General features: G+C 61.1%; 17 protein-coding genes. 11 read left to right on the top strand and 6 right to left on the bottom strand.

Going from position 1 to position 19,647, the window contains the following annotated elements:
• Positions 1 to 47 precede the first annotated feature (47 nt).
• A complete protein-coding gene (locus AC19YS_RS13630; protein WP_500601971.1) occupies positions 48 to 698 on the bottom strand; it encodes a GNAT family N-acetyltransferase in 651 nt (216 codons plus the stop codon).
• Positions 699 to 866: 168 nt separating this feature from the next.
• Here AC19YS_RS13630 and xthA point away from each other — a divergent pair, with 168 nt between their 5' ends.
• On the top strand, positions 867 to 1,679 hold the full coding sequence (xthA, locus tag AC19YS_RS13625) for an exodeoxyribonuclease III (protein WP_106578806.1): 813 nt from the start codon (positions 867 to 869) through the stop codon (positions 1,677 to 1,679).
• 199 nt (positions 1,680 to 1,878) lie between these two features.
• On the top strand, positions 1,879 to 3,204 hold the full coding sequence (locus AC19YS_RS13620; protein ID WP_500601968.1) for a substrate-binding domain-containing protein: 1,326 nt from the start codon (positions 1,879 to 1,881) through the stop codon (positions 3,202 to 3,204).
• Positions 3,205 to 3,351: 147 nt separating this feature from the next.
• Here AC19YS_RS13620 and AC19YS_RS13615 read toward each other — a convergent pair whose 3' ends face one another.
• Positions 3,352 to 4,581, bottom strand: coding sequence for an acyl-CoA dehydrogenase (locus AC19YS_RS13615; RefSeq protein WP_106578808.1), 1,230 nt, complete (start codon positions 4,579 to 4,581; stop codon positions 3,352 to 3,354).
• Between the two features lie 166 nt (positions 4,582 to 4,747).
• Between AC19YS_RS13615 and AC19YS_RS13610 the strand changes: the two genes are divergently transcribed.
• From AC19YS_RS13610 to AC19YS_RS13600, 3 genes are all read left to right on the top strand, one after another.
• Positions 4,748 to 5,683, top strand: coding sequence for a LysR family transcriptional regulator (locus tag AC19YS_RS13610; RefSeq protein ID WP_017136514.1), 936 nt, complete (start codon positions 4,748 to 4,750; stop codon positions 5,681 to 5,683).
• A 277-nt stretch (positions 5,684 to 5,960) separates the two neighbouring features.
• Entirely contained in the window at positions 5,961 to 6,353 is a 393-nt protein-coding gene (locus AC19YS_RS13605) for a MerR family transcriptional regulator (RefSeq protein ID WP_106578810.1), read from the top strand.
• A gap of 16 nt (positions 6,354 to 6,369) precedes the next feature.
• Positions 6,370 to 7,269, top strand: coding sequence for a hydroxymethylglutaryl-CoA lyase (locus AC19YS_RS13600; RefSeq protein WP_106578958.1), 900 nt, complete (start codon positions 6,370 to 6,372; stop codon positions 7,267 to 7,269).
• Between the two features lie 674 nt (positions 7,270 to 7,943).
• On the opposite strand, the gene AC19YS_RS13595 is transcribed toward AC19YS_RS13600, so the two are convergent.
• Entirely contained in the window at positions 7,944 to 9,581 is a 1,638-nt protein-coding gene (locus AC19YS_RS13595) for an AMP-binding protein (RefSeq protein ID WP_500601965.1), read from the bottom strand.
• 163 nt (positions 9,582 to 9,744) lie between these two features.
• Between AC19YS_RS13595 and AC19YS_RS13590 the strand changes: the two genes are divergently transcribed.
• Genes AC19YS_RS13590 through AC19YS_RS13575 form a run of 4 tightly spaced genes read left to right on the top strand, consistent with a single transcriptional unit; the run spans position 9,745 to position 15,269 of the window.
• Entirely contained in the window at positions 9,745 to 10,908 is a 1,164-nt protein-coding gene (locus AC19YS_RS13590) for an isovaleryl-CoA dehydrogenase (protein WP_500601963.1), read from the top strand.
• A 10-nt stretch (positions 10,909 to 10,918) separates the two neighbouring features.
• Entirely contained in the window at positions 10,919 to 12,526 is a 1,608-nt protein-coding gene (locus AC19YS_RS13585) for a carboxyl transferase domain-containing protein (protein ID WP_119739821.1), read from the top strand.
• A 14-nt stretch (positions 12,527 to 12,540) separates the two neighbouring features.
• Positions 12,541 to 13,347: a gamma-carboxygeranoyl-CoA hydratase gene (locus tag AC19YS_RS13580; RefSeq protein WP_179677133.1), complete on the top strand. Its 807-nt coding sequence runs from the start codon at positions 12,541 to 12,543 to the stop codon at positions 13,345 to 13,347.
• The gene (locus tag AC19YS_RS13575) at positions 13,344 to 15,269 is read left to right on the top strand and encodes an acetyl/propionyl/methylcrotonyl-CoA carboxylase subunit alpha (protein WP_500601960.1); all 1,926 of its coding nucleotides are present in this window, start codon (positions 13,344 to 13,346) and stop codon (positions 15,267 to 15,269) included. Before AC19YS_RS13580 ends, AC19YS_RS13575 begins: the two co-directional genes overlap by 4 nt.
• Here the strand turns inward: AC19YS_RS13575 and AC19YS_RS13570 are convergent.
• Positions 15,266 to 15,901 (bottom strand): LexA family protein, encoded by a 636-nt coding sequence (locus AC19YS_RS13570; protein WP_200624426.1) that lies wholly within the window; start codon positions 15,899 to 15,901, stop codon positions 15,266 to 15,268. The two genes, AC19YS_RS13575 and AC19YS_RS13570, sit on opposite strands and share 4 nt — an antisense overlap.
• A 130-nt stretch (positions 15,902 to 16,031) precedes the next feature.
• Here AC19YS_RS13570 and AC19YS_RS13565 point away from each other — a divergent pair, with 130 nt between their 5' ends.
• Together AC19YS_RS13565 and AC19YS_RS13560 are read left to right on the top strand one after the other, a co-directional pair.
• Positions 16,032 to 16,382, top strand: coding sequence for a DUF6124 family protein (locus AC19YS_RS13565; protein WP_106578817.1), 351 nt, complete (start codon positions 16,032 to 16,034; stop codon positions 16,380 to 16,382).
• A 465-nt stretch (positions 16,383 to 16,847) separates the two neighbouring features.
• Complete coding sequence (locus tag AC19YS_RS13560) at positions 16,848 to 17,999, top strand: M14 family metallopeptidase (RefSeq protein WP_500601957.1); 1,152 nt, start codon at positions 16,848 to 16,850, stop codon at positions 17,997 to 17,999.
• 18 nt (positions 18,000 to 18,017) lie between these two features.
• On the opposite strand, the gene AC19YS_RS13555 is transcribed toward AC19YS_RS13560, so the two are convergent.
• Together AC19YS_RS13555 and AC19YS_RS13550 are read right to left on the bottom strand one after the other, a co-directional pair.
• Entirely contained in the window at positions 18,018 to 18,557 is a 540-nt protein-coding gene (locus tag AC19YS_RS13555; RefSeq protein ID WP_500601955.1) for a cytochrome b, read from the bottom strand.
• Positions 18,554 to 19,636, bottom strand: coding sequence for a catalase family peroxidase (locus tag AC19YS_RS13550; RefSeq protein ID WP_500601953.1), 1,083 nt, complete (start codon positions 19,634 to 19,636; stop codon positions 18,554 to 18,556). The genes AC19YS_RS13555 and AC19YS_RS13550 overlap by 4 nt, the downstream gene beginning before the upstream one ends.
• Between the last annotated feature and the right edge of the window lie 11 nt (positions 19,637 to 19,647).

The following is a 19,647-nucleotide window of genomic DNA, read 5'->3' as shown; positions in this document are numbered from 1 at the left end:
GAGCTGGGGAGAGACTTTGAACCCGGAATAGTCTGAATAATTCTGCATTAAGCCGTTGCAGCATGTAACGACTGCGGATTGGGGTGAAAAAACACGTGTTCCAGGATAGGCCCTATCGCCACTTCGCCGATTTCCTCATAGCCCTGACGCTTATAAAAATCCAGGTAGCGTGAGTTGCCGGTATCGAGCACTACGCCTGAGGAGTGCGGATCGTCGGCGCACCAGTTGTGCACGGCCTCAAGCAGCTGCTCGCCATAGTGCTTGCCCTGAAATTGCGGGTGGATGCCCAACAACGGCAGCACGTGCACCGACTCGGCCGGCAGGCACGCCAGCACCGCGTGATGGTATTCCAGGTAACGGCGAGTGCCGCGTACACCGGTGCTCAACCACATGCGCAATTGCCACGCCCAGCTTTCGGTAATGCCCAGGCGCCGTTGGGGTGGCGCAATCAGGGCGATGCCGATCAGCCGGTCGTTGACGAACAGGCCGATGGCGGGCAGTTTCTGAAAGAAATGCTGCTTGACCAGCTCACGCACCGTGGCGCGTACCCGCTGTTCATAGCCTGGGCGTTCAGCTTCAAAGATGTAGGCGAATGTCGGCTCATGCCGATAAGCCTGGTAGAGCATGGAGCGCGCTTCGCGCGAATAGCCGCTGTTGAGCAGGCGGATCTCGGCAAGGGCCGTCGAAGTGTCAGGCATACAGTCAATCTCCCTGGGCGCCATTCAGAAGATGGCGTTCTTATGGGTACGAACCTACGCAGCACCAGTCGTTCCCAGACATTAGCAGTGCATCTGCTCGACCGCCACGCTGGCCCCCGTCGGACTTGTCGGCTAGCATCGCCCTTTTGCCAGACTGGACTGCCGACCATGAAAATCGTCTCCTTCAATATCAACGGGCTGCGCGCCCGCCCTCATCAGCTGGCGGCGCTGATTGAAAAGCATCAACCGGACGTGATCGGCCTGCAGGAAACCAAGGTTCATGATGACCAGTTCCCGTTGGCCGAAGTGCAGGCGTTGGGCTACCACGTTTATTACCACGGCCAAAAAGGCCACTACGGCGTGGCCCTGCTCTCGCGCAAAGAAGCGCTGAGCGTGCACAAAGGTTTTGCCAGCGATGAAGAAGACGCCCAGCGCCGCTTCATCTGGGGCACCTTCGCCGATGAGAACGGCAACCCCGTGACCATCATGAACGGCTACTTCCCCCAGGGCGAAAGCCGCGACCACCCGACCAAGTTTCCGGCCAAAAAACGCTTCTACGAAGATTTGCAGCACCTGCTGGAAAGCCAGTTCAGCAATGACCAGGCATTGGTGGTGATGGGCGACATCAACATCTCCCCGCAAGACTGCGACATCGGTATCGGCGCCGACAACGCCAAACGCTGGCTGAAAACCGGCAAATGCAGCTTCTTGCCAGAAGAACGCGAGTGGATGGCCCGTCTGAAAAACTGGGGCCTGGTGGACAGCTTCCGCCACCTCAACCCGGACGTGGCCGACCGCTTCAGTTGGTTTGATTACCGCAGCCGTGGGTTCGAAGATGAGCCCAAGCGTGGCCTGCGCATTGACGTGATCATGGCGTCCAACGGCCTGGTGCCGCGGGTCAAGGATGCCGGCGTGGACTACGAGCTTCGGGCGCTGGAAAAACCGTCCGACCACGCGCCGATCTGGCTCGAACTGAGCTGACGCGACTCAAAGTAGGAGCTGGCTCGTGTGGGAGCTGGCTTGCCGGCGATGCACGCACCCAGGTTTTCCAGCTAAACCGGGTTGATGCTATCGCAGGCAAGCCAGCCCCCAACTTTGGGTTGGTTGTGTGCCAGTCACACCGTTGAAACCTTACTGACTTAATCTCCCGGCACTCCCCTTGGCTTAAGAAGGTGCCGGCATGATGCTGCGCGTTCTGCTTCTGTTGATCCTGCCCCTATACGCAGTTGCCACTCCCCTGCCCGTTCCCGACCAAGGCCCCGCGTTGCGCATCCAGGGTTCCAACACCATTGGCGCCGCGCTCGGGCCCGCGCTGGTCATGGGCATGATGCAACACCAGGGCGTGCAGGCGGTGCACAGTGAACCGGGCGACGGCGCCAATGAACAGCGCGTGATCGGCAAGACCCGCCAAGGCAGGACGGTCACCATCGAGGTGGCGGCCCACGGCTCCAGTACCGGGTTCGCCGCGCTGAAAAACCTCAGCGCCGACCTCGCCGCGTCGTCGCGCCCGATCAAGGACAGCGAACTGGTGGACCTTGAACCCTTGGGCGACCTGAAAAGCCCCGAGGCTGAGCAAGTGATCGCCATTGATGGCCTGGCGATTATCCTCAACCCGAAAAACCCGTTGAATACCCTGAACACCGAGCAACTGGCGCAAATTTTCAATGGCGAAGTCGACACGTGGGAGGCACTGGGTGGCATCGGCGGGCCGATTCATTTGTATGCCCGAGATGATCAGTCCGGCACCTACGACACCTTTAAGGAACTGGTGCTACGCCTGCGCGGTAAACCCCTGGCGCCTGCCAAGCGTTTTGAGTCCAGTGAGCAACTGTCCGATGCCGTAAGCCAGGACGCTCAGGGCATCGGCTTCATCGGCCTGCCGTATGTGCGCCAGGCCAAGGCTGTGGCAATCGTCGATGGCGACTCACAACCGATGTTGCCGTTGAACAGTCTGATTGCCACCGAGGACTACCCGCTGTCACGCCGACTGTTCTTTTACCTGCCGCCATCGAGCCACAACGCGTGGGCCAAGGCGCTCGTGGACTTCAGCCAGAGCAGCAAAGGCCAGGCGATTGTTGCGGCCAACGGTTTTATCGCGCAGCAGGTGCAGGCGATCAGCGTGGAGCCGCGCCCGTCGATGCCTGCGGACTATCAAGCCATCGCGCGTGAGGCCCAGCGATTGAGCGTGAATTTTCGCTTCGAAGAGGGCAGCGCCAGCCTCGACAACAAGGCACGCCAGGATCTGCAGCGGGTGGTGGCGTACCTGAAAAGCCACGACAAGCTCGACAAGCAGGTGACGCTCGTAGGGTTTGGCGACGCCAAGAATGACCCACAGCGCGCCGCGCTACTGTCGAAATTGCGGGCAATGGCGGTGCGCCGCGAACTGGTGAGGAACGGCGTGGTGCTGCGCGATATTCTCGGGTTCGGCGCGCAGATGCCGGTGGCGGCGAACACGGCGGATGAGGGGCGGATCAAAAATCGGCGAGTGGAGGTTTGGGTGCACTGACGCCTGGCGAGCACGCCTGCGTAGCGAGCGGGCTTGCCCCGCGTAGGGCTGCGAAGCAGCCCCATAATCACTCTTCCAGGCAGAACCGGTCGCAGGGTTTTAGGGCTGCTGCGCAGCCCTACGCGGGGCAAAGCCCGCTCGCCACACTTACTGCCCGCTGCGCATCAGCTCTTTGGGCACGTACTTGCCGATCTCGAACTTGCCGATTGCCGCACGGTGCACTTCATCCGGGCCGTCGGCCAGGCGCAAGGTGCGTTGCATGGCGTACATGTAGGCCAGCGGGAAGTCGTTGGAAACGCCGGCGCCACCGTGAATCTGGATGGCGCGGTCGATGACCTTCAACGCCACGTTCGGCGCCACCACCTTGATCTGCGCGATTTCGCTTTTCGCAACTTTGTTGCCCACGGTGTCCATCATGTACGCCGCTTTTAACGTCAGCAGACGGGCCATGTCGATTTCCATCCGTGAGTCGGCGATCTTGTCGATATTGCCGCCCAGGCGGGCCAACGGTTTACCGAACGCGGTGCGGCTGACGGAGCGTTTGCACATCAGTTCCAGCGCGCGCTCGGCCATGCCGATGGAGCGCATGCAGTGGTGGATACGGCCTGGGCCAAGACGGCCCTGGGCAATTTCGAAGCCGCGACCTTCGCCGAGCAGTACGTTCTCGTACGGCACGCGCACGTTGTCGAACAGCACTTCGGCGTGGCCGTGCGGGGCGTCGTCGTAACCGAACACCGGCAATGGGCGCACGATTTTGACGCCGGGGGCATCCACCGGCACCAGGATCATCGAGTGCTGCTGATGACGTGGCGCATCCGGGTTGCTCAGGCCCATGAAGATCAAAATCTTGCAGCGCGGATCGCAGGCGCCGGAAGTCCACCATTTTTTGCCGTTGATCACCCACTCGTCGCCCTGGCGCTCGGCGCGGGCAGCCATGTTGGTGGCGTCCGAAGACGCCACGTCCGGCTCGGTCATGGCAAAGGCCGAGCGAATCTCGCCGCGCAGCAACGGCTCGAGCCAGCGTTGTTTTTGCTCTTCGTTGGCGTAGCGCACCAGCACTTCCATGTTGCCGGTGTCGGGGGCGGAGCAGTTGAACGGCTCCGGGCCCAGCAGCGAGCGGCCCATGATCTCGGCCAGTGGTGCGTATTCGAGATTGGTCAGGCCGGCGCCCAGTTCGGATTCGGGCAGGAACAGGTTCCACAGGCCTTCGGCCTTCGCCTTGGCTTTCAGCGTTTCCATGATGGCGGTGGGCTGCCAGCGATCACCTTCGCTGACCTGGCGTTCGAACACCGGCTCGGCCGGGTAAACGTAAGCGTCCATGAATGCGGTGACGCGTTCACGCAGTTCCTGAACCTTGGGCGAATAGGCGAAATCCATGAGCAGCTCCCTTCTCTGAGAGGTTGTTTAGGTCATGCAATCGATGCTAGAACAGCGCTGATAATTTACCTAGCCTATTCTCGGCGTGTATTAACATTCATCACCGATATATGATCGACGCCTGAACACCTGACAAATCGCCACCTAACAATAAGAGCGCAACGAAATGAATCTGAGCAAGGTCGACCTCAACCTCTTTATTGTCTTCGACGCGATCTACACCGAAGCCAACCTGACCCGTGCCGGGCAGATCGTCGGCATTACCCAGCCGGCGGTGTCCAACGCGCTGGCGCGCTTGCGCGAAACCTTCAATGACCCGCTGTTCGTGCGCACGGCCCAAGGCATGGTGCCCACGCCGATGGCGCAGAACATCATCGGCCCGGTGCGCAATGCGTTGTCGTTGCTGCGGGTGTCGGTGCAGGAAAGCCGGATTTTCAACCCGCAGCAGGCGGCCAAGACCTACCGCATCAGCATGACCGACCTCACCGAAGCGGTGATTCTGCCGCTGTTGTTCCAGCGCCTGCGCCGCCTGGCGCCGACAGTGGTGATCGAGAGTTTCCTGTCCAAACGCCGCGAAACCACCAAGGAGCTCGCGGCCGGGCGCCTGGATTTTGCCGTGGATGCGCCGCTTAACACCGACCCGCAAGTGCGCCACGTCAAGCTGATGGAAGACCGCTACGTGTGCGCCATGCGCAAGGGTCACCCGATGGCGGGCAAGGACAAATTCACGCTGGATGACTACCTGTCGCTGACGCATATCCATATTTCCAGCCGCCGCAACGGCCTGGGCCATGTGGACCTGGCGCTGGGCAAGATGGGTATCCAGCGCAAGATCGCCCTGCGCTCCCAGCATTACCTGATGGCCTCGCAAGTGTTGCAGCAGACCGACATGGTGATGACCGTGCCCGAGCGCTTCGCCCGCCGTCATGAATTGCACTGGTTCAACCTGCCGGTTAATGACGTGCCGCCGGTGGAAACCCACCTGTACTGGCACGAAAGCACCGACCAGGACCCGGCCAACCGCTGGATGCGCGAGCAAATGATTGAGTTGTGCCAACAGGTCACGGCGCATGAGAAGAAGCTCGACGGCAAGCAAGCCTGACCCGTGGCAAGCAGACCTTTTGTGGCTAGCAGGCTCTCTGTGGCAAACAGGCTCTGTGTGGCGAGCAGGCTTGCCCTGCGTTGGGCTGCGTAGCAGCCCCAACCCCCAGCGCCGCGTTTTTGCTGAAAATTGAATCAATATTTATTGCGGGCGCGTCCCCCCCAACGCAGGGCAAGCCTGCTCGCCACAACACGCCCGCTCATAAGGTTGGAAAGGCAGCTTGACGTTTACGTCAACCTGACATTAGCTTAGCGCCAAGACCTTCTTGAGCGCCCCCATGAGCACGACTTACAGCATCTCCGACCTCGCGCGCGAGCTCGACATCACCACCCGCGCCATTCGCTTCTATGAAGAACAAGGCCTGCTGGCCCCGGAACGCCGGGGCCAGGAGCGCATCTACTCGGCGCGCGACAAGGTCAGCCTCAAACTGATCCTGCGTGGCAAGCGCATCGGTTTTTCCCTGGCCGAGTGCCGCGAGCTGATCGAACTCTACGACCCCAGCAGCGGCAACCACATCCAGCTCAACAGCATGCTCGCCAAAATCGCCGAACGCCGTGAGCAGCTTGAGCAACAACTGCTGGATATCGAACAGATGAAGCTGGAACTGGACACCGCCGAAGAGCGCTGCACCCAGGCCCTGGCGCAGACCATGAGCCAGGTTGGCCAATAACGATAAGGTAGCCATCATGCCCCTCCCCTCACACGTACGCCTGGTGGAAGTCGGCCCGCGCGACGGCCTGCAGAACGAAGCCCAGCCCATCAGCGTGGCCGACAAGGTCCAACTGGTGGATGCCCTGACCGACGCGGGCTTGAGCTATATCGAAGTGGGCAGCTTTGTCTCGCCCAAGTGGGTGCCGCAGATGGCCGGGTCGGCGCAAGTGTTTGCGCAAATACAGCGCAAACCCGGTGTGACCTACGGCGCACTCGCACCGAACCTGCGAGGTTTTGAAGACGCCGTGGCCGCTGGCGTAAAGGAAGTCGCCGTGTTTGCGGCCGCGTCCGAGGCGTTTTCCCAGCGCAACATCAACTGCTCCATCAGCGAAAGCCTGGAGCGCTTTGCGCCCATCATGGCGGCGGCCAGGCAGCACGGCGTCAGCGTGCGCGGGTATGTGTCGTGTGTGTTGGGTTGCCCTTACGAAGGTGACATCGCGCCGGAACAGGTCGCGGCGGTCGCACGCGAGTTGTATGCCATGGGCTGCTATGAAGTTTCCCTGGGCGACACCATCGGCACCGGCACGGCGGGCGCTACGCGGCGGTTGTTTGAGGTGGTCGGCGCGCAGGTGCCACGGGACAAGCTGGCCGGGCACTTCCATGACACCTACGGGCAGGCGATTGCGAATATCTACGCCAGTGTGCTGGAAGGGATCACGGTGTTCGACAGCTCCATCGCGGGCCTCGGCGGCTGCCCTTACGCCAAGGGCGCCAGCGGTAACGTGGCGACGGAAGACGTGGTGTACCTGCTCAACGGCCTGGGTATCGACACCGGCATCGACCTGCAGGCGCTGATTCTCGCGGGCCAGCAAATCAGCAGCGTGCTTGGCCGGCCTACCGGGTCGCGGGTTGCCAAGGCGCGTAACGCCAGTTGAGTAGAGCGGCTGTGACAATGTGTTACCGCACGGCTACATATCGAGTAACACGGGAACATATTTTGTCGCATTCGCCGTAGGTATTTTCCTACCAAAAATTCAAGCCATTGATTTATAAGGAATTTAAAAAGTTGGCACGGCTTCTGCTATCTCTATCGCATAACAAGAATAAAAAGCGCCAAACCTAATAAAAATAAGACGAAACGACTCTGACATAACAAAAACAACACGGCAGAGACGCAGCTAACAGATTTTTTTGGAGAAGATGTGCTTCGCAGGGTACGGCATGCCGAAACCCGCAACCGGTTAGAGAAAAATAAAACTACCTCAGGTAGCTGCCACTGGTTGGATCGGTAACGAAGAAGCAGATCAGCGCTCAAAAAAATACGTTTGCTCTTGACCCCGGATGGGGGTCGCCCAAAACAGCGGTAAAGGGTAACGGCTGCTAAAAACAACAACAGGCCGCCCCTCAATAATAAAAAAGAGCACGCAACGACAAATTAAAGGGGACCTTCGGGTCCCCTTTGTGCTTTCCGGGATTCGACAAATGCTTGTCGGGCACCGATCAAAAAGCTGGGAGCGGGCTTGCTCGCGAAGGCGGTGTGTCAGTGTCAGATGAGCAGGCTGACCCTGCGCAGTCGCGAGCAAGCCCGCTGCCAGATGGGTTGGGGTTGTCAGTTGGGCTGGCTTTTCAGCTCCGCGATCGAGATTTCGCGCATGCGAAATTTCTGGATCTTGCCCGTCACCGTCATCGGAAACTCTTCCACGAATTTGAAATGCTTGGGCGTCTTGAAGTGCGCGATGCGCCCCTTGCACCAGATTTGAAGCTCCAGCTCGTTGGCCAGATGGCCCGGATGGAACTTGACCCAGGCGACGATCTCTTCACCGTAACGCTCATCCGGGATGCCAATGACTTGCACATCTGCCACCGCCGGGTGGGTGAAGAAAAACTCTTCGAGCTCGCGCGGGTACACGTTTTCGCCACCGCGAATGATCATGTCCTTGTTGCGCCCGGCGATACACACGTAACCGTGTTCATCCATGGTCGCCAGGTCGCCGGTGTGCATCCAGCCCGCGTCATCGATGGCGTCACGGGTGCCATCGGGGTTGTTCCAGTAGCCGAGCATGACGCTGTAGCCGCGCGTGCACAGCTCGCCGATTTCACCGCGCGCGACGGTATTGCCAGCGGTGTCGATGATCTTGTTTTCCAGCTGCGGCTGGGTGCGGCCCACAGTCGTGACGCGGCGCTCGAGGTCATCATTGGCACCGGTTTGCAGTGACACCGGGCTGGTTTCAGTCATGCCATAGGCAATCTGCACTTCACCCATGTGCAGCTCGCTGATGACGCGGCGCATCACCTCGATAGGGCATGTGGCCCCGGCCATGATCCCGGTGCGCAAGCTTGTCAGCTCGAATTCGCCGCGGCGAGGGTGATCGAGGATGGCGATGAACATGGTCGGCACGCCGTAGAGGCCGGTGGCGTGCTCTTCGGCGACGGCACTGAGGGTCAGCAGCGGATCAAAGCCGTCATTCGGGTAAATCATCGTGGTGCCGTGGGTGATGCAGCCAAGGTTGCCCATGACCATGCCAAAGCAGTGATACAACGGCACCGGGATCACCAGCCGGTCGTGCGCCGTGAGGCCCAGGCTTTCGCCAACCATGTAACCGTTGTTGAGAATGTTGTGATGGCTGAGGGTGGCGCCCTTGGGAAACCCGGTGGTGCCGGACGTGTACTGAATGTTCACGGCCTGGTCGAAATGCAGGCTGGCCTGGCGGCTGTGCAGCTGTTCGGGCGGGACGCCAGCGCCCAGGGCCGCCAGCTGCGACCAGGGCAAAAAACCCTGGGGTGGGTTGGGATCGAGGCTGATCATGGCGCCCAGGTTGGGGCTCAGTGCCTGCAGCATGGCGTGGTAATCGGAGCCTTTGAATGACCCGGCGCACACCAGCCATTGGCAACCGGACTGGTTGAGCACGTACTCCAGCTCACTGCTGCGGTAGGCCGGGTTGATGTTGACCAGGATCACGCCAAGCTTGGCGCTGGCAATCTGGGTGATGCACCACTGTGCACAATTGGGCGCCCAGATGCCCAGGCGGTCGCCGGCTTGCATGCCCAGGGCCAGGAACGCACGGGCGTGCAAATCAACCGCCTCGGCCAGTTGCCGCCAGGTGTAGCGGCGTTGCTGATGGCGCACCACCAACGCTTCACCCTCGGGGTAGCGCGAGACCGTGTTATCGAAGGCCTGGCCTATGGTCATGGCCAGCAACGCCTTGTCCTGAGCGCCACGGCTGTAGCTCTGATTCGGTTGATCCATAACGACCCCTTTTGTCTTTTTTGTAAGGTGGACGGCGGCTGCTTGACGTAAACGTAAACTACGATTGACAGCTTCGCAACGCAAGCTTACGTTAACGTAAAGGTGAGCGCCCTCCCCGGCGCTTAACCACACAACAACAAAGCTCACATTAAGGTGCCTGTCCATGAGTTACCCGTCCCTGAACTTCGCCCTCGGCGAAACCATCGACATGCTGCGCGACCAGGTGCAGTCCTTCGTGGCCAAGGAAATCGCGCCCCGCGCGGCTCAAATCGACAGTGACAACCTGTTCCCCGCCGATATGTGGCGCAAGTTCGGTGACATGGGCCTGCTCGGCATTACGGTGCCGGAAGAGTACGGCGGCGCCGGCCTGGGCTACCTGGCCCACGTGGTAGCCATTGAAGAAATCAGCCGAGGCTCGGCGTCAGTCGGGCTGTCCTACGGCGCTCACTCGAACCTGTGCGTCAACCAGATCAACCGTAACGGCAGCCACGAACAGAAGCTCAAATACCTGCCGAAGCTGATCAGCGGCGAACATATCGGCGCCCTCGCCATGAGCGAGCCGAACGCCGGCTCCGACGTGGTCTCGATGAAACTGCGCGCCGAAAAACGCGGCGACCAGTATGTGCTCAACGGCAGCAAGACCTGGATCACCAACGGCCCCGACGCCAACACCTTCGTGATCTACGCCAAGACCGACGTGGAGAAAGGCCCTCACGGCATCACTGCATTTATCGTCGAGCGCGACTGGAAAGGCTTCAGCCGCAGCAACAAGTTCGACAAGCTCGGCATGCGCGGCTCCAACACCTGCGAGCTGTTTTTCGATGACGTGCAAGTGCCCGAAGAAAACATCCTCGGTGCACTCAATGGCGGCGTGAAAGTGCTGATGAGCGGCCTGGACTACGAACGCGTGGTGCTGGCGGGCGGCCCGATCGGCATCATGCAGGCGTGCATGGACCTGATCGTGCCGTACATCCACGACCGTAAGCAGTTCGGCCAGAGCATCGGCGAATTCCAGCTGATCCAAGGCAAGGTCGCCGACATGTACACCCAGCTCAATGCCGGGCGCGCCTACCTCTACGCGGTGGCGCAGGCGTGCGAGCGCGGTGAGACCACGCGCAAGGATGCCGCCGGGGTCATCCTGTTCAGCTCCGAGCGCGCCACACAAATGGCCTTGGACGCCATTCAGATTCTGGGCGGTAACGGTTACATCAACGAATTCCCCGCCGGGCGCCTGCTGCGTGACGCCAAGCTGTACGAAATCGGCGCCGGCACCAGTGAGATTCGCCGGATGCTGATCGGCCGCGAACTCTTCAACGAAACCCGCTGAAGGAGCGCCCATGGCCACCTTGCACACCCAACTCAACCCGCGTTCGGCAGAATTTGCCGACAACAGCGCAGCCATGCGCCTACAGGTCGACGCCCTGCACAGCCTGCTCGCCCACGTGCAGCAAGGCGGTGGCGCCAAGGCTCAGGAGCGGCACACGTCGCGCGGCAAACTGCTGCCCCGTGAGCGGATCAATCGTTTGCTCGACCCGGGCTCGCCATTCCTTGAACTGAGCCAACTGGCGGCCCATCAGGTGTACGGCGAAGACGTGCCAGCGGCCGGGGTGATTGCCGGGATCGGCCGTGTAGAAGGCGTCGAATGCATGATCGTCGCCAACGACGCCACGGTAAAAGGCGGCTCCTACTACCCGCTCACGGTAAAAAAACACCTGCGCGCGCAGACCATCGCCGAGCAGAACCGCCTGCCGTGCATTTACCTGGTGGACTCCGGTGGCGCCAACCTGCCGCGTCAGGATGAGGTCTTCCCGGATCGCGAGCACTTCGGGCGGATCTTCTTCAACCAGGCAAACATGAGCGCCCAGGGCATCCCGCAGATTGCGGTGGTGATGGGCTCGTGCACCGCGGGCGGTGCCTACGTGCCGGCCATGGCCGACGAAGCGATTATGGTGCGTCAGCAGGCGACCATCTTCCTCGCCGGCCCGCCGCTGGTGAAAGCGGCGACCGGCGAAGTGGTCAGCGCCGAAGACCTGGGCGGCGCCGACGTGCACTGCAAGATCTCCGGTGTGGCCGACCACTATGCCGACAGCGATGAACACGCGCTGGCCCTGGCCCGGCGCAGCGTGGCCAACCTCAACTGGCGCAAACAGGGCCAGTTGCTGCAACGCCCGCCGGTGGCGCCGCTGTACAGCAGCGAAGAGCTTTACGGCGTGATCCCGGCCGATGCCAAGCAGCCGTTTGATGTGCGCGAAGTGATTGCGCGGCTGGTCGACGGCTCGGTGTTCGATGAATTCAAGGCACTGTTTGGCACCACGCTGGTGTGTGGTTTTGCCCACCTGCATGGCTATCCGATTGCGATTTTGGCCAATAACGGGATTCTGTTCGCCGAAGCCGCGCAAAAAGGCGCGCACTTTATCGAACTGGCGTGCCAGCGCGGGATTCCGCTGCTGTTTTTGCAGAACATTACCGGCTTCATGGTCGGCCAGAAATACGAAGCCGGCGGCATCGCCAAGCACGGCGCCAAGCTGGTCACCGCGGTGGCCTGTGCCAAGGTGCCCAAATTCACGGTGATCATCGGCGGCAGCTTTGGTGCCGGTAACTACGGTATGTGCGGCCGGGCTTACGACCCGCGCTTTTTGTGGATGTGGCCCAATGCACGCATCGGCGTGATGGGTGCCGAACAGGCGGCCGGCGTGCTGGTGCAGGTCAAGCGTGAACAAGCCGAACGCGCCGGCGCAAGCTTCAGTGCCGAAGAGGAAGCTGCGATCAAGCAGCCGATCCTCGACCAGTATGAAACCCAGGGCCATCCCTATTACTCCAGCGCGCGCTTGTGGGATGACGGCGTCATCGACCCGCTGCAGACCCGCGACGTGCTGGCCCTGGCCTTGTCCGCTTCGCTGAACGCCCCCATCGAGCCGAGCCGCTTCGGCGTGTTCCGCATGTAAATGGAGCTGTACCCATGAGCGATTTCAACACCCTGGAACTGATCACCGACCGCCGTGGTTTTGCCACGCTGTGGCTCAGCCGCGAAGCCAAGAACAACGCGTTCAACGCCGAAATGATCCGCGAACTGATCATCGCGCTCGACCAGGTGCAGGGCGATTCGTCGCTGCGCTTCGTGGTGCTGCGCGGGCGCGGCAAGCACTTCAGTGCCGGTGCCGACCTGGCGTGGATGCAGCAATCGGCCGAGTTGGACTACCACACCAACCTGGACGACGCCCGCGAGCTGGCGGAGTTGATGTACAACCTGGCCAAGCTGAAAATCCCGACCCTGGCCGTTGTGCAGGGCGCGGCCTATGGCGGCGCGCTGGGCTTGATCAGTTGCTGCGACATGGCGATCGGCGCCGATGACGCGCAGTTCTGCCTGTCGGAGACGCGCATCGGCCTGGCTCCGGCGGTGATCAGCCCGTTCGTGGTGCAAGCCATCGGCGAACGTGCGGCGCGGCGTTATGCCCTGACCGCTGAGCGTTTTGGCGGCCAGCGAGCACGCGACATTGGCCTGTTGGCAGAAAGTTACCCCGCCGGTGAGCTGGATCAGCACGTCGAACACTGGATCGCCAACCTGCTGCTCAACAGCCCTGCGGCGATGCGCGCCAGCAAGGACTTGTTGCGCGAAGTGGGCAACGGCGCCCTCACCCCGGCGTTGCGCCGCTATTGCGAAAACGCCATCGCGCGGATTCGCGTCAGCGCCGAGGGCCAGGAAGGCTTGCGCGCCTTCCTTCAAAAACGCCCGCCCAGCTGGCAAGCACAGGAGCCGCGTTCATGAGCCCACTGACAACTGTGCTGGTGGCCAACCGCGGCGAAATTGCCTGCCGAGTGATGCGCACCGCCAAGGCCATGGGCCTGACCACCGTGGCGGTACACAGCGCCATCGACCGTGATGCGCGCCACAGCCGCGAGGCAGACATCCGTGTCGACCTGGGTGGCAGCAAGGCCACCGACAGCTACTTGCAAATCGACAAGCTGATTGCCGCCGCCCAAGCCAGCGGCGCCCAGGCGATCCATCCCGGGTATGGGTTTCTATCGGAAAACGCCGGTTTTGCTCGCGCGATTGAAGCGGCCGGGTTGATCTTCCTCGGCCCGCCCGCCTCGGCCATCGATGCAATGGGCAGCAAATCGGCCGCCAAGGCGCTGATGGAAAAAGCCGGCGTGCCGCTGGTGCCGGGTTACCACGGCGAAGCTCAGGACCTGGACACCTTCCGCGCGGCCTGCGAGCGCATCGGCTATCCGGTGCTGCTCAAAGCCACTGCGGGGGGCGGCGGCAAGGGCATGAAGGTGGTCGAGGACGTCAGCCAACTGGCCGAGGCCCTGGCTTCCGCACAGCGTGAGGCACTGTCGTCGTTTGGCAACGGGCAGATGCTGGTGGAGAAATACCTGATCAAGCCGCGTCATGTGGAAATCCAGGTCTTTGCCGACCAGCACGGCCACTGTTTGTACCTCAATGAGCGCGACTGCTCGATTCAGCGTCGCCATCAAAAGGTCGTGGAAGAAGCGCCGGCGCCGGGCCTGAGCGTTGCACAGCGCAAAGCCATGGGCGAAGCCGCCGTGCGCGCGGCCCAGGCCATCGGTTATGTGGGCGCGGGCACGGTGGAGTTTTTGCTCGACGCGCGTGGCGAGTTTTTCTTCATGGAAATGAACACGCGGCTGCAGGTGGAACATCCGGTGACCGAGGCGATTACCGGCCTCGATTTGGTGGCCTGGCAGATCCGTGTCGCCCAGGGCGAGCCGCTGCCCATCACCCAGGACCAGGTGCCCTTGATCGGGCACGCGATTGAAGTGCGCTTGTATGCCGAAGACCCGGCGAATGATTTTCTGCCGGCCACCGGGCACCTCGCGCTGTACCGCGAAAGCGCACCCGGCCCGGGCCGTCGCGTGGACAGCGGGGTAGAACAAGGCGACAGCGTTTCGCCGTTCTACGACCCGATGCTGGGCAAACTGATTGCCTGGGGCGAAGACCGTGAACAGGCGCGCCTGCGTTTGTTGAGCATGCTCGATGAGTTCGCGGTGGGTGGGCTCAAGACCAACCTGGGCTTTTTGCGGCGCATCATCGGCCATCCGGCGTTTGCGGCGGCTGAATTGGATACCGGGTTTATTCCGCGCTACCAGGCTGAGTTGTTGCCAGTGCCGAGCGAATTCAGCGACGAATTCTGGCAGGCCGCAGGCTCAGCGCTTATGCAGAGTCTGCCGCCAGGGGATGGGCCGTGGGCGGACACGCGGGGTTTTCGCGCGGGGCTGCCTGCCGAGGTTTCGCTGCATTTGAGCAGCGGCGCACAGGATCGACGGGTGACGTTGGGTGGAGGCGCTGCGCAGCTACGTGGCGAGCAGTTGTGGCTTGAGCACAACGGCGTACGCCGTGCCCATCTGGCGGTGCGCGGCGAAGGTTGCGTGTACCTGCGCTGGGACGGCGAGATGCATGCAGTGAGCCTGTTCGACCCGATTGCAGCGGTCGAGGCCAACCAATCTCATCAGGGTGGGCTCACGGCGCCGATGAACGGCAGCATCGTGCGGGTGTTGGTGGAAGTCGGCCAGGCCGTCGAAGCCGGTACGCAATTGGTGGTACTGGAAGCGATGAAGATGGAGCACAGCATTCGCGCGCCGCACGCCGGCGTGGTCAAGGCGCTGTTTTACCAGGAAGGTGAAATGGTTGCCGAAGGCAGTGCCCTGGTGGCGCTGGAAACAGCGGATTAAAACTTCGCCGTGGCTTGCACGACAACGCCGAGGATTCGGCAGTCATCGGTAAACAGCTGCTTGGGATAAGTGGGATTGAGCGGCACCAGGTAGCGCTGGCCGCTTTCTTCCATTAACTGGCGAAAGGTCGCCTGGGGGCTGTCGGCCCATTGGGCGACCACCAGTTTGCCGGGTTCGGCATCAATGGCCGGGTCCACCAGAATCAACATGCCTGCGCCAATACTCAAACCACTGGGGGCAGTCATCGCATCTCCCGTCACAGGCAACCAGTAGGCTTCGCCCCGGGCGTGGTAATCGGTCAGCTCAAAACGCGCGGCGCCGTAGGCCGGGCGCTCCTCGCGTATTTCGCAGACGCCCTTCCAGTCGCTGACCGGGTAGCGAAAATACGGGTTGTAGTGTTTTTCCAGGGTCGGCGCCTGATCGGCTTTCGGCCGAATTTCGAGCGCAACCTCCAGATACTCCAACCCTAACTCGGCGAGTACCCGGTTCATGTCCGCCAGGCTTGGCACGCGACGCTTGTTGAGCCAATGGCCCACGCCACCCTGGGACATGCCCAGGCGTTCAGCCAGTTCATCCTGCGTGACCTTGCGGTCTTTCATGTTGGCTTTGACCAACGCTATCCAGTTATCCATGGGCGGTGACAATACGTTGTGCAGAGGCCACGACAATAAACAGTTTGTAGTAATCCATCAAATGACATAAATACGATTCGTATTAGTATCGGACGCAGGTTTTCGACATTCACTCAGAGTAACCACCCTCATGACGACCCGCCCGTATCAACTGCCCGGCACCGCTGAAACCGAACAACTGTCGGGGCTGCGCACCAGCGGCGCGGCTCAGCGCGCATTGGATCATTACTTGAAAGACGATGTGTCGGCACCGCTCCCGGACGAGTGTTTCTTCGACATCAAGCCCAACGTCAGCCACGAGGATGCACTGGTGCATGCTTCGGAGCTGTTACGCAGCGCGGCAGCGGCGGCCTACGAACTGGCAAGCAGTCGGCAGGGCAACCAGCGGGACCTGGCGTTTTCAGTGGTGTATTTGATTGATATGGCGAAGGTGATGGTGGAGCGGACGCTGCAGTCGCCGGTGGCTCAGGCAAGCGCATAACAGACACAACGCAAAAATATTTCTATCCCGCGGATAAAAACATTTGACTTGCAAATGATAATGATTATTATTGGGCTCAGCTGATCGCGAGATCAGTCGATAGACCAAGGGACCTTAGGTCGGACTCTTGGAATATCTCCTCATCAGGCTAATCACGGTTTTTGACCCGGCTCTTTGGCCGGGTCTTTTTTTTGCCAGTTTCCCTGGCATGGCTTCAGGCTAATGAAGACTGTGTGTTGCTTGATGGCGCGCATGGTAGCAAGAGACCATCGTCAAAAGAAAGCCGAACGAGCGCTCTAGCCCCGATCTTTCCGAAATAGCGCTTGAGAATCAATCTCATAGATTCTAAGCTGCTGCTGCGTCAAGGATGATGCCCCCTCCTCCGTGCAAAAATATTGCATCAAGATTTTGCCTGACTCCTGTGTAAGATATCCGCCACAACACTCATATTCAGGCAATCAGACTATGACCGTGGCCTTGACCTCCATCAAGATCAGCACCGACTTCGACAGTGGCAACATCCAGGTTCTGGATGCGAGTGATGCCTATCAGTTATTGCTGGCGATCAAACCCGACACCCGCAGCGCACACTTCCAGTGGTTCCACTTCAAGGCCGAAGGCATGCACGTGGGCCACACCCACACCTTCCGCCTGAGTAACGCGAGTCAGTCCTCTTACAAAAATGCCTGGAGCGGCTACAACGCCGTGGCGTCCTACGACCATATCAACTGGTTTCGCGTCCCCACGCGCTTTGATGGCGAAACATTGCACATCAGCCTGGAAACCCGCGAAAAACAAGCCTGGATCGCCTACTTCGAACCCTACAGCCGCGAGCGTCACGACGCCTTGATCGAGCAGGCCGTGACCCGCGCCGGCACCCAGTTACTCGCCACCGGTAAAAGTGCTGAAGGCCGAGATATCCAACTGCTGCGCCACGGCAAGGGTGGCGAGGGCCAGCGCAAGGTCTGGATCATCGCCCAGCAACACCCCGGCGAGCACATGGCCGAATGGTTCATGGAAGGCGTCATCGAACGCCTGCAACAGGACGGTGACGCCGAGCTGAAAAAACTGCTGTCCGTCGCTGACCTGTACCTGATCCCCAACATGAACCCCGACGGCGCCTTCCACGGCCACTTGCGCACCAACGCCATGGGCCAGGACCTCAACCGTGCCTGGCAGAGCGCCAGCCAGGAAATCAGCCCTGAAGTGCTGTTCGCCCAGCAGCAGATGGAAAAATACGGCGTCGATCTGTTTCTCGATATTCACGGCGACGAAGAAATCCCCTACGTGTTCACCGCCGGCTGCGAAGGCAACCCGGGCTACACGCCTCGCCTCGAAGCGCTGGAAAAACACTTCCGCAGCCACTTGAGCGCGCTGACTCGCGACTTCCAAACCACCCACGGTTACACCCGCGACCTGCCGGGCGAGGCCAACATGACGCTGGCCTGCAATGCCGTCGGAGAGAAATTCGACTGTCTGTCGCTGACCCTGGAGATGCCCTTCAAGGACAACGACGATGCGCCCAACCCGAAAACCGGTTGGTCAGGTGAGCGCTCCAAACAGCTGGGCAAGGACGTCTTGAGCACGGTTGCCGATATCGTCACGGCACTGCGCTAAACCGTCCCGCCCCCGGCATCAGTCCTTGGTGCCGGTCATGCTTTGCAGCACGCCGTCACGGCGAATCAACCCGTGAAACAGCGCCGCCGCCAGGTGCAACAGCACCGTCAGAAACAGCAGATACGCCAGATACCCGTGGGCCTTGCGCAACACCGCAAACAACGGCGCATTCGCCCCCACCAACGCCGGCAACTGCACTGAACTGCTGAGCATTACCGGGTCACCGGCCGCCGAAATCATCGCCCAGCCCAGCAGCGGCAACACCAGCATCAACGCGTACAACAGCACATGAGAGGCCTTGGCGGCCAACCTTTGCCACAGCGGCAAATCATCAGGCAGCGGCGGTTGCCGAGTGGACAAACGCACCACCAGCCGCACGATCACCAGCGCCAGAATCGCAATCCCCAGTGGCTTATGCAGGTGGATCAGCCACTCATGGCGCTCCGACACCGACGCCGCCATGCCCGCACCGATAAACAACATAGCGATGACCATCAGCGCCATCAGCCAATGCAGCACGCGCGCCAGCGGCGCGAAATAGCGTGGTTGAACATTCATGGCTTCAACTCCTGAGGGGCGCTGTGCAGCGGGCTGACTTCACCGGCACGACGCACGTACGAGCTGGCGTAGGCTGCCGAACGCGCCGCCAGCAGCGGGTCGTCGGAGGCCTGGATACCACTGGGCAAAATCAGCGGATCAAAGTTGATATCGCGGCAATCGCCGTCCGCTTGCGGCTGGCTGCTCTGCAGTACCAGCGTGCCGGCGTTGAGCACCTTGTGTTCGCCGGTCCAGGTTTTGCTCGCATCGTCCAGCGGGTCACCAGGGTTGGCCAGGGTCATGTTCAGCTGCCAACGCAGCGGGCCGGACGCCAGGCGCTGCACCAGGTCTTTTTCAAGAAAGTCACTGCCCGACGGTGCGGTATCGCCCGCTGCATCCTGGATCTGCGGCACGACGCCCCACCGCACTGCCTGGCGTTTGCCGTCAGCGCTGACCAGATAAAACGCATTGATGCCGTTGTAGGTCTCTGTCGCATAGCTGGCCGACGGCTTGGCCGTCTTGACCCACGCCAGGAACGGCGCAGTCTCCGGGTGCGCGGCAAAAAACGCCGGCATGTCCGCCGGGTTCGGCTTGCCGGTGGCCGGGTCTGGCGCGCCCGCCTTGAGCATCTGGTAAAAGGCTTCAGGCGTGCCCACCGGAAACACCGGCATGCTGTTCATCCCGGTGCGCCATTGCTGGCCGTTGGCTTGGCTCAATTGCAAGGCAAAACTGCGGATCGGCACACTGCTGTCCGGCGCGTAAGGGTTACCACTGGGCAAGGCAAATCGGCCGATCACCGGCGTTCTCGCTTCGCTGAACACCTGGGCACTGGAATACGCCCGCGCCTCGGGGCTGCTCTCGAAGTAACCCGCCACACACACGCCCTTGGCATGGTTGCGGCGAAAACCAGGGTGCAGTCCGTTATTGGTTTCCAGGGCATTAACCAGGGTTTTGGGGCGCAGGCGCTGTGGGTCGAGGGTGCCGTTGACGTAGGCAAATGCCCCGGCAACAACGGCAACCACGGCACCGATACCGGCGAGCCGTGCGATCAGGCTCGCGGTACTCAACGGAGGACGGGGCGGTGATGAGTGATCTACCATGAAGTGACTCC

The sequence above is a fragment of the Pseudomonas sp. MF08831 genome, from assembly GCF_059862645.1.
The sequence above is the reverse complement of the archived record's forward strand: the minus strand, read 5'-3'. Positions and strand labels throughout refer to the sequence as shown.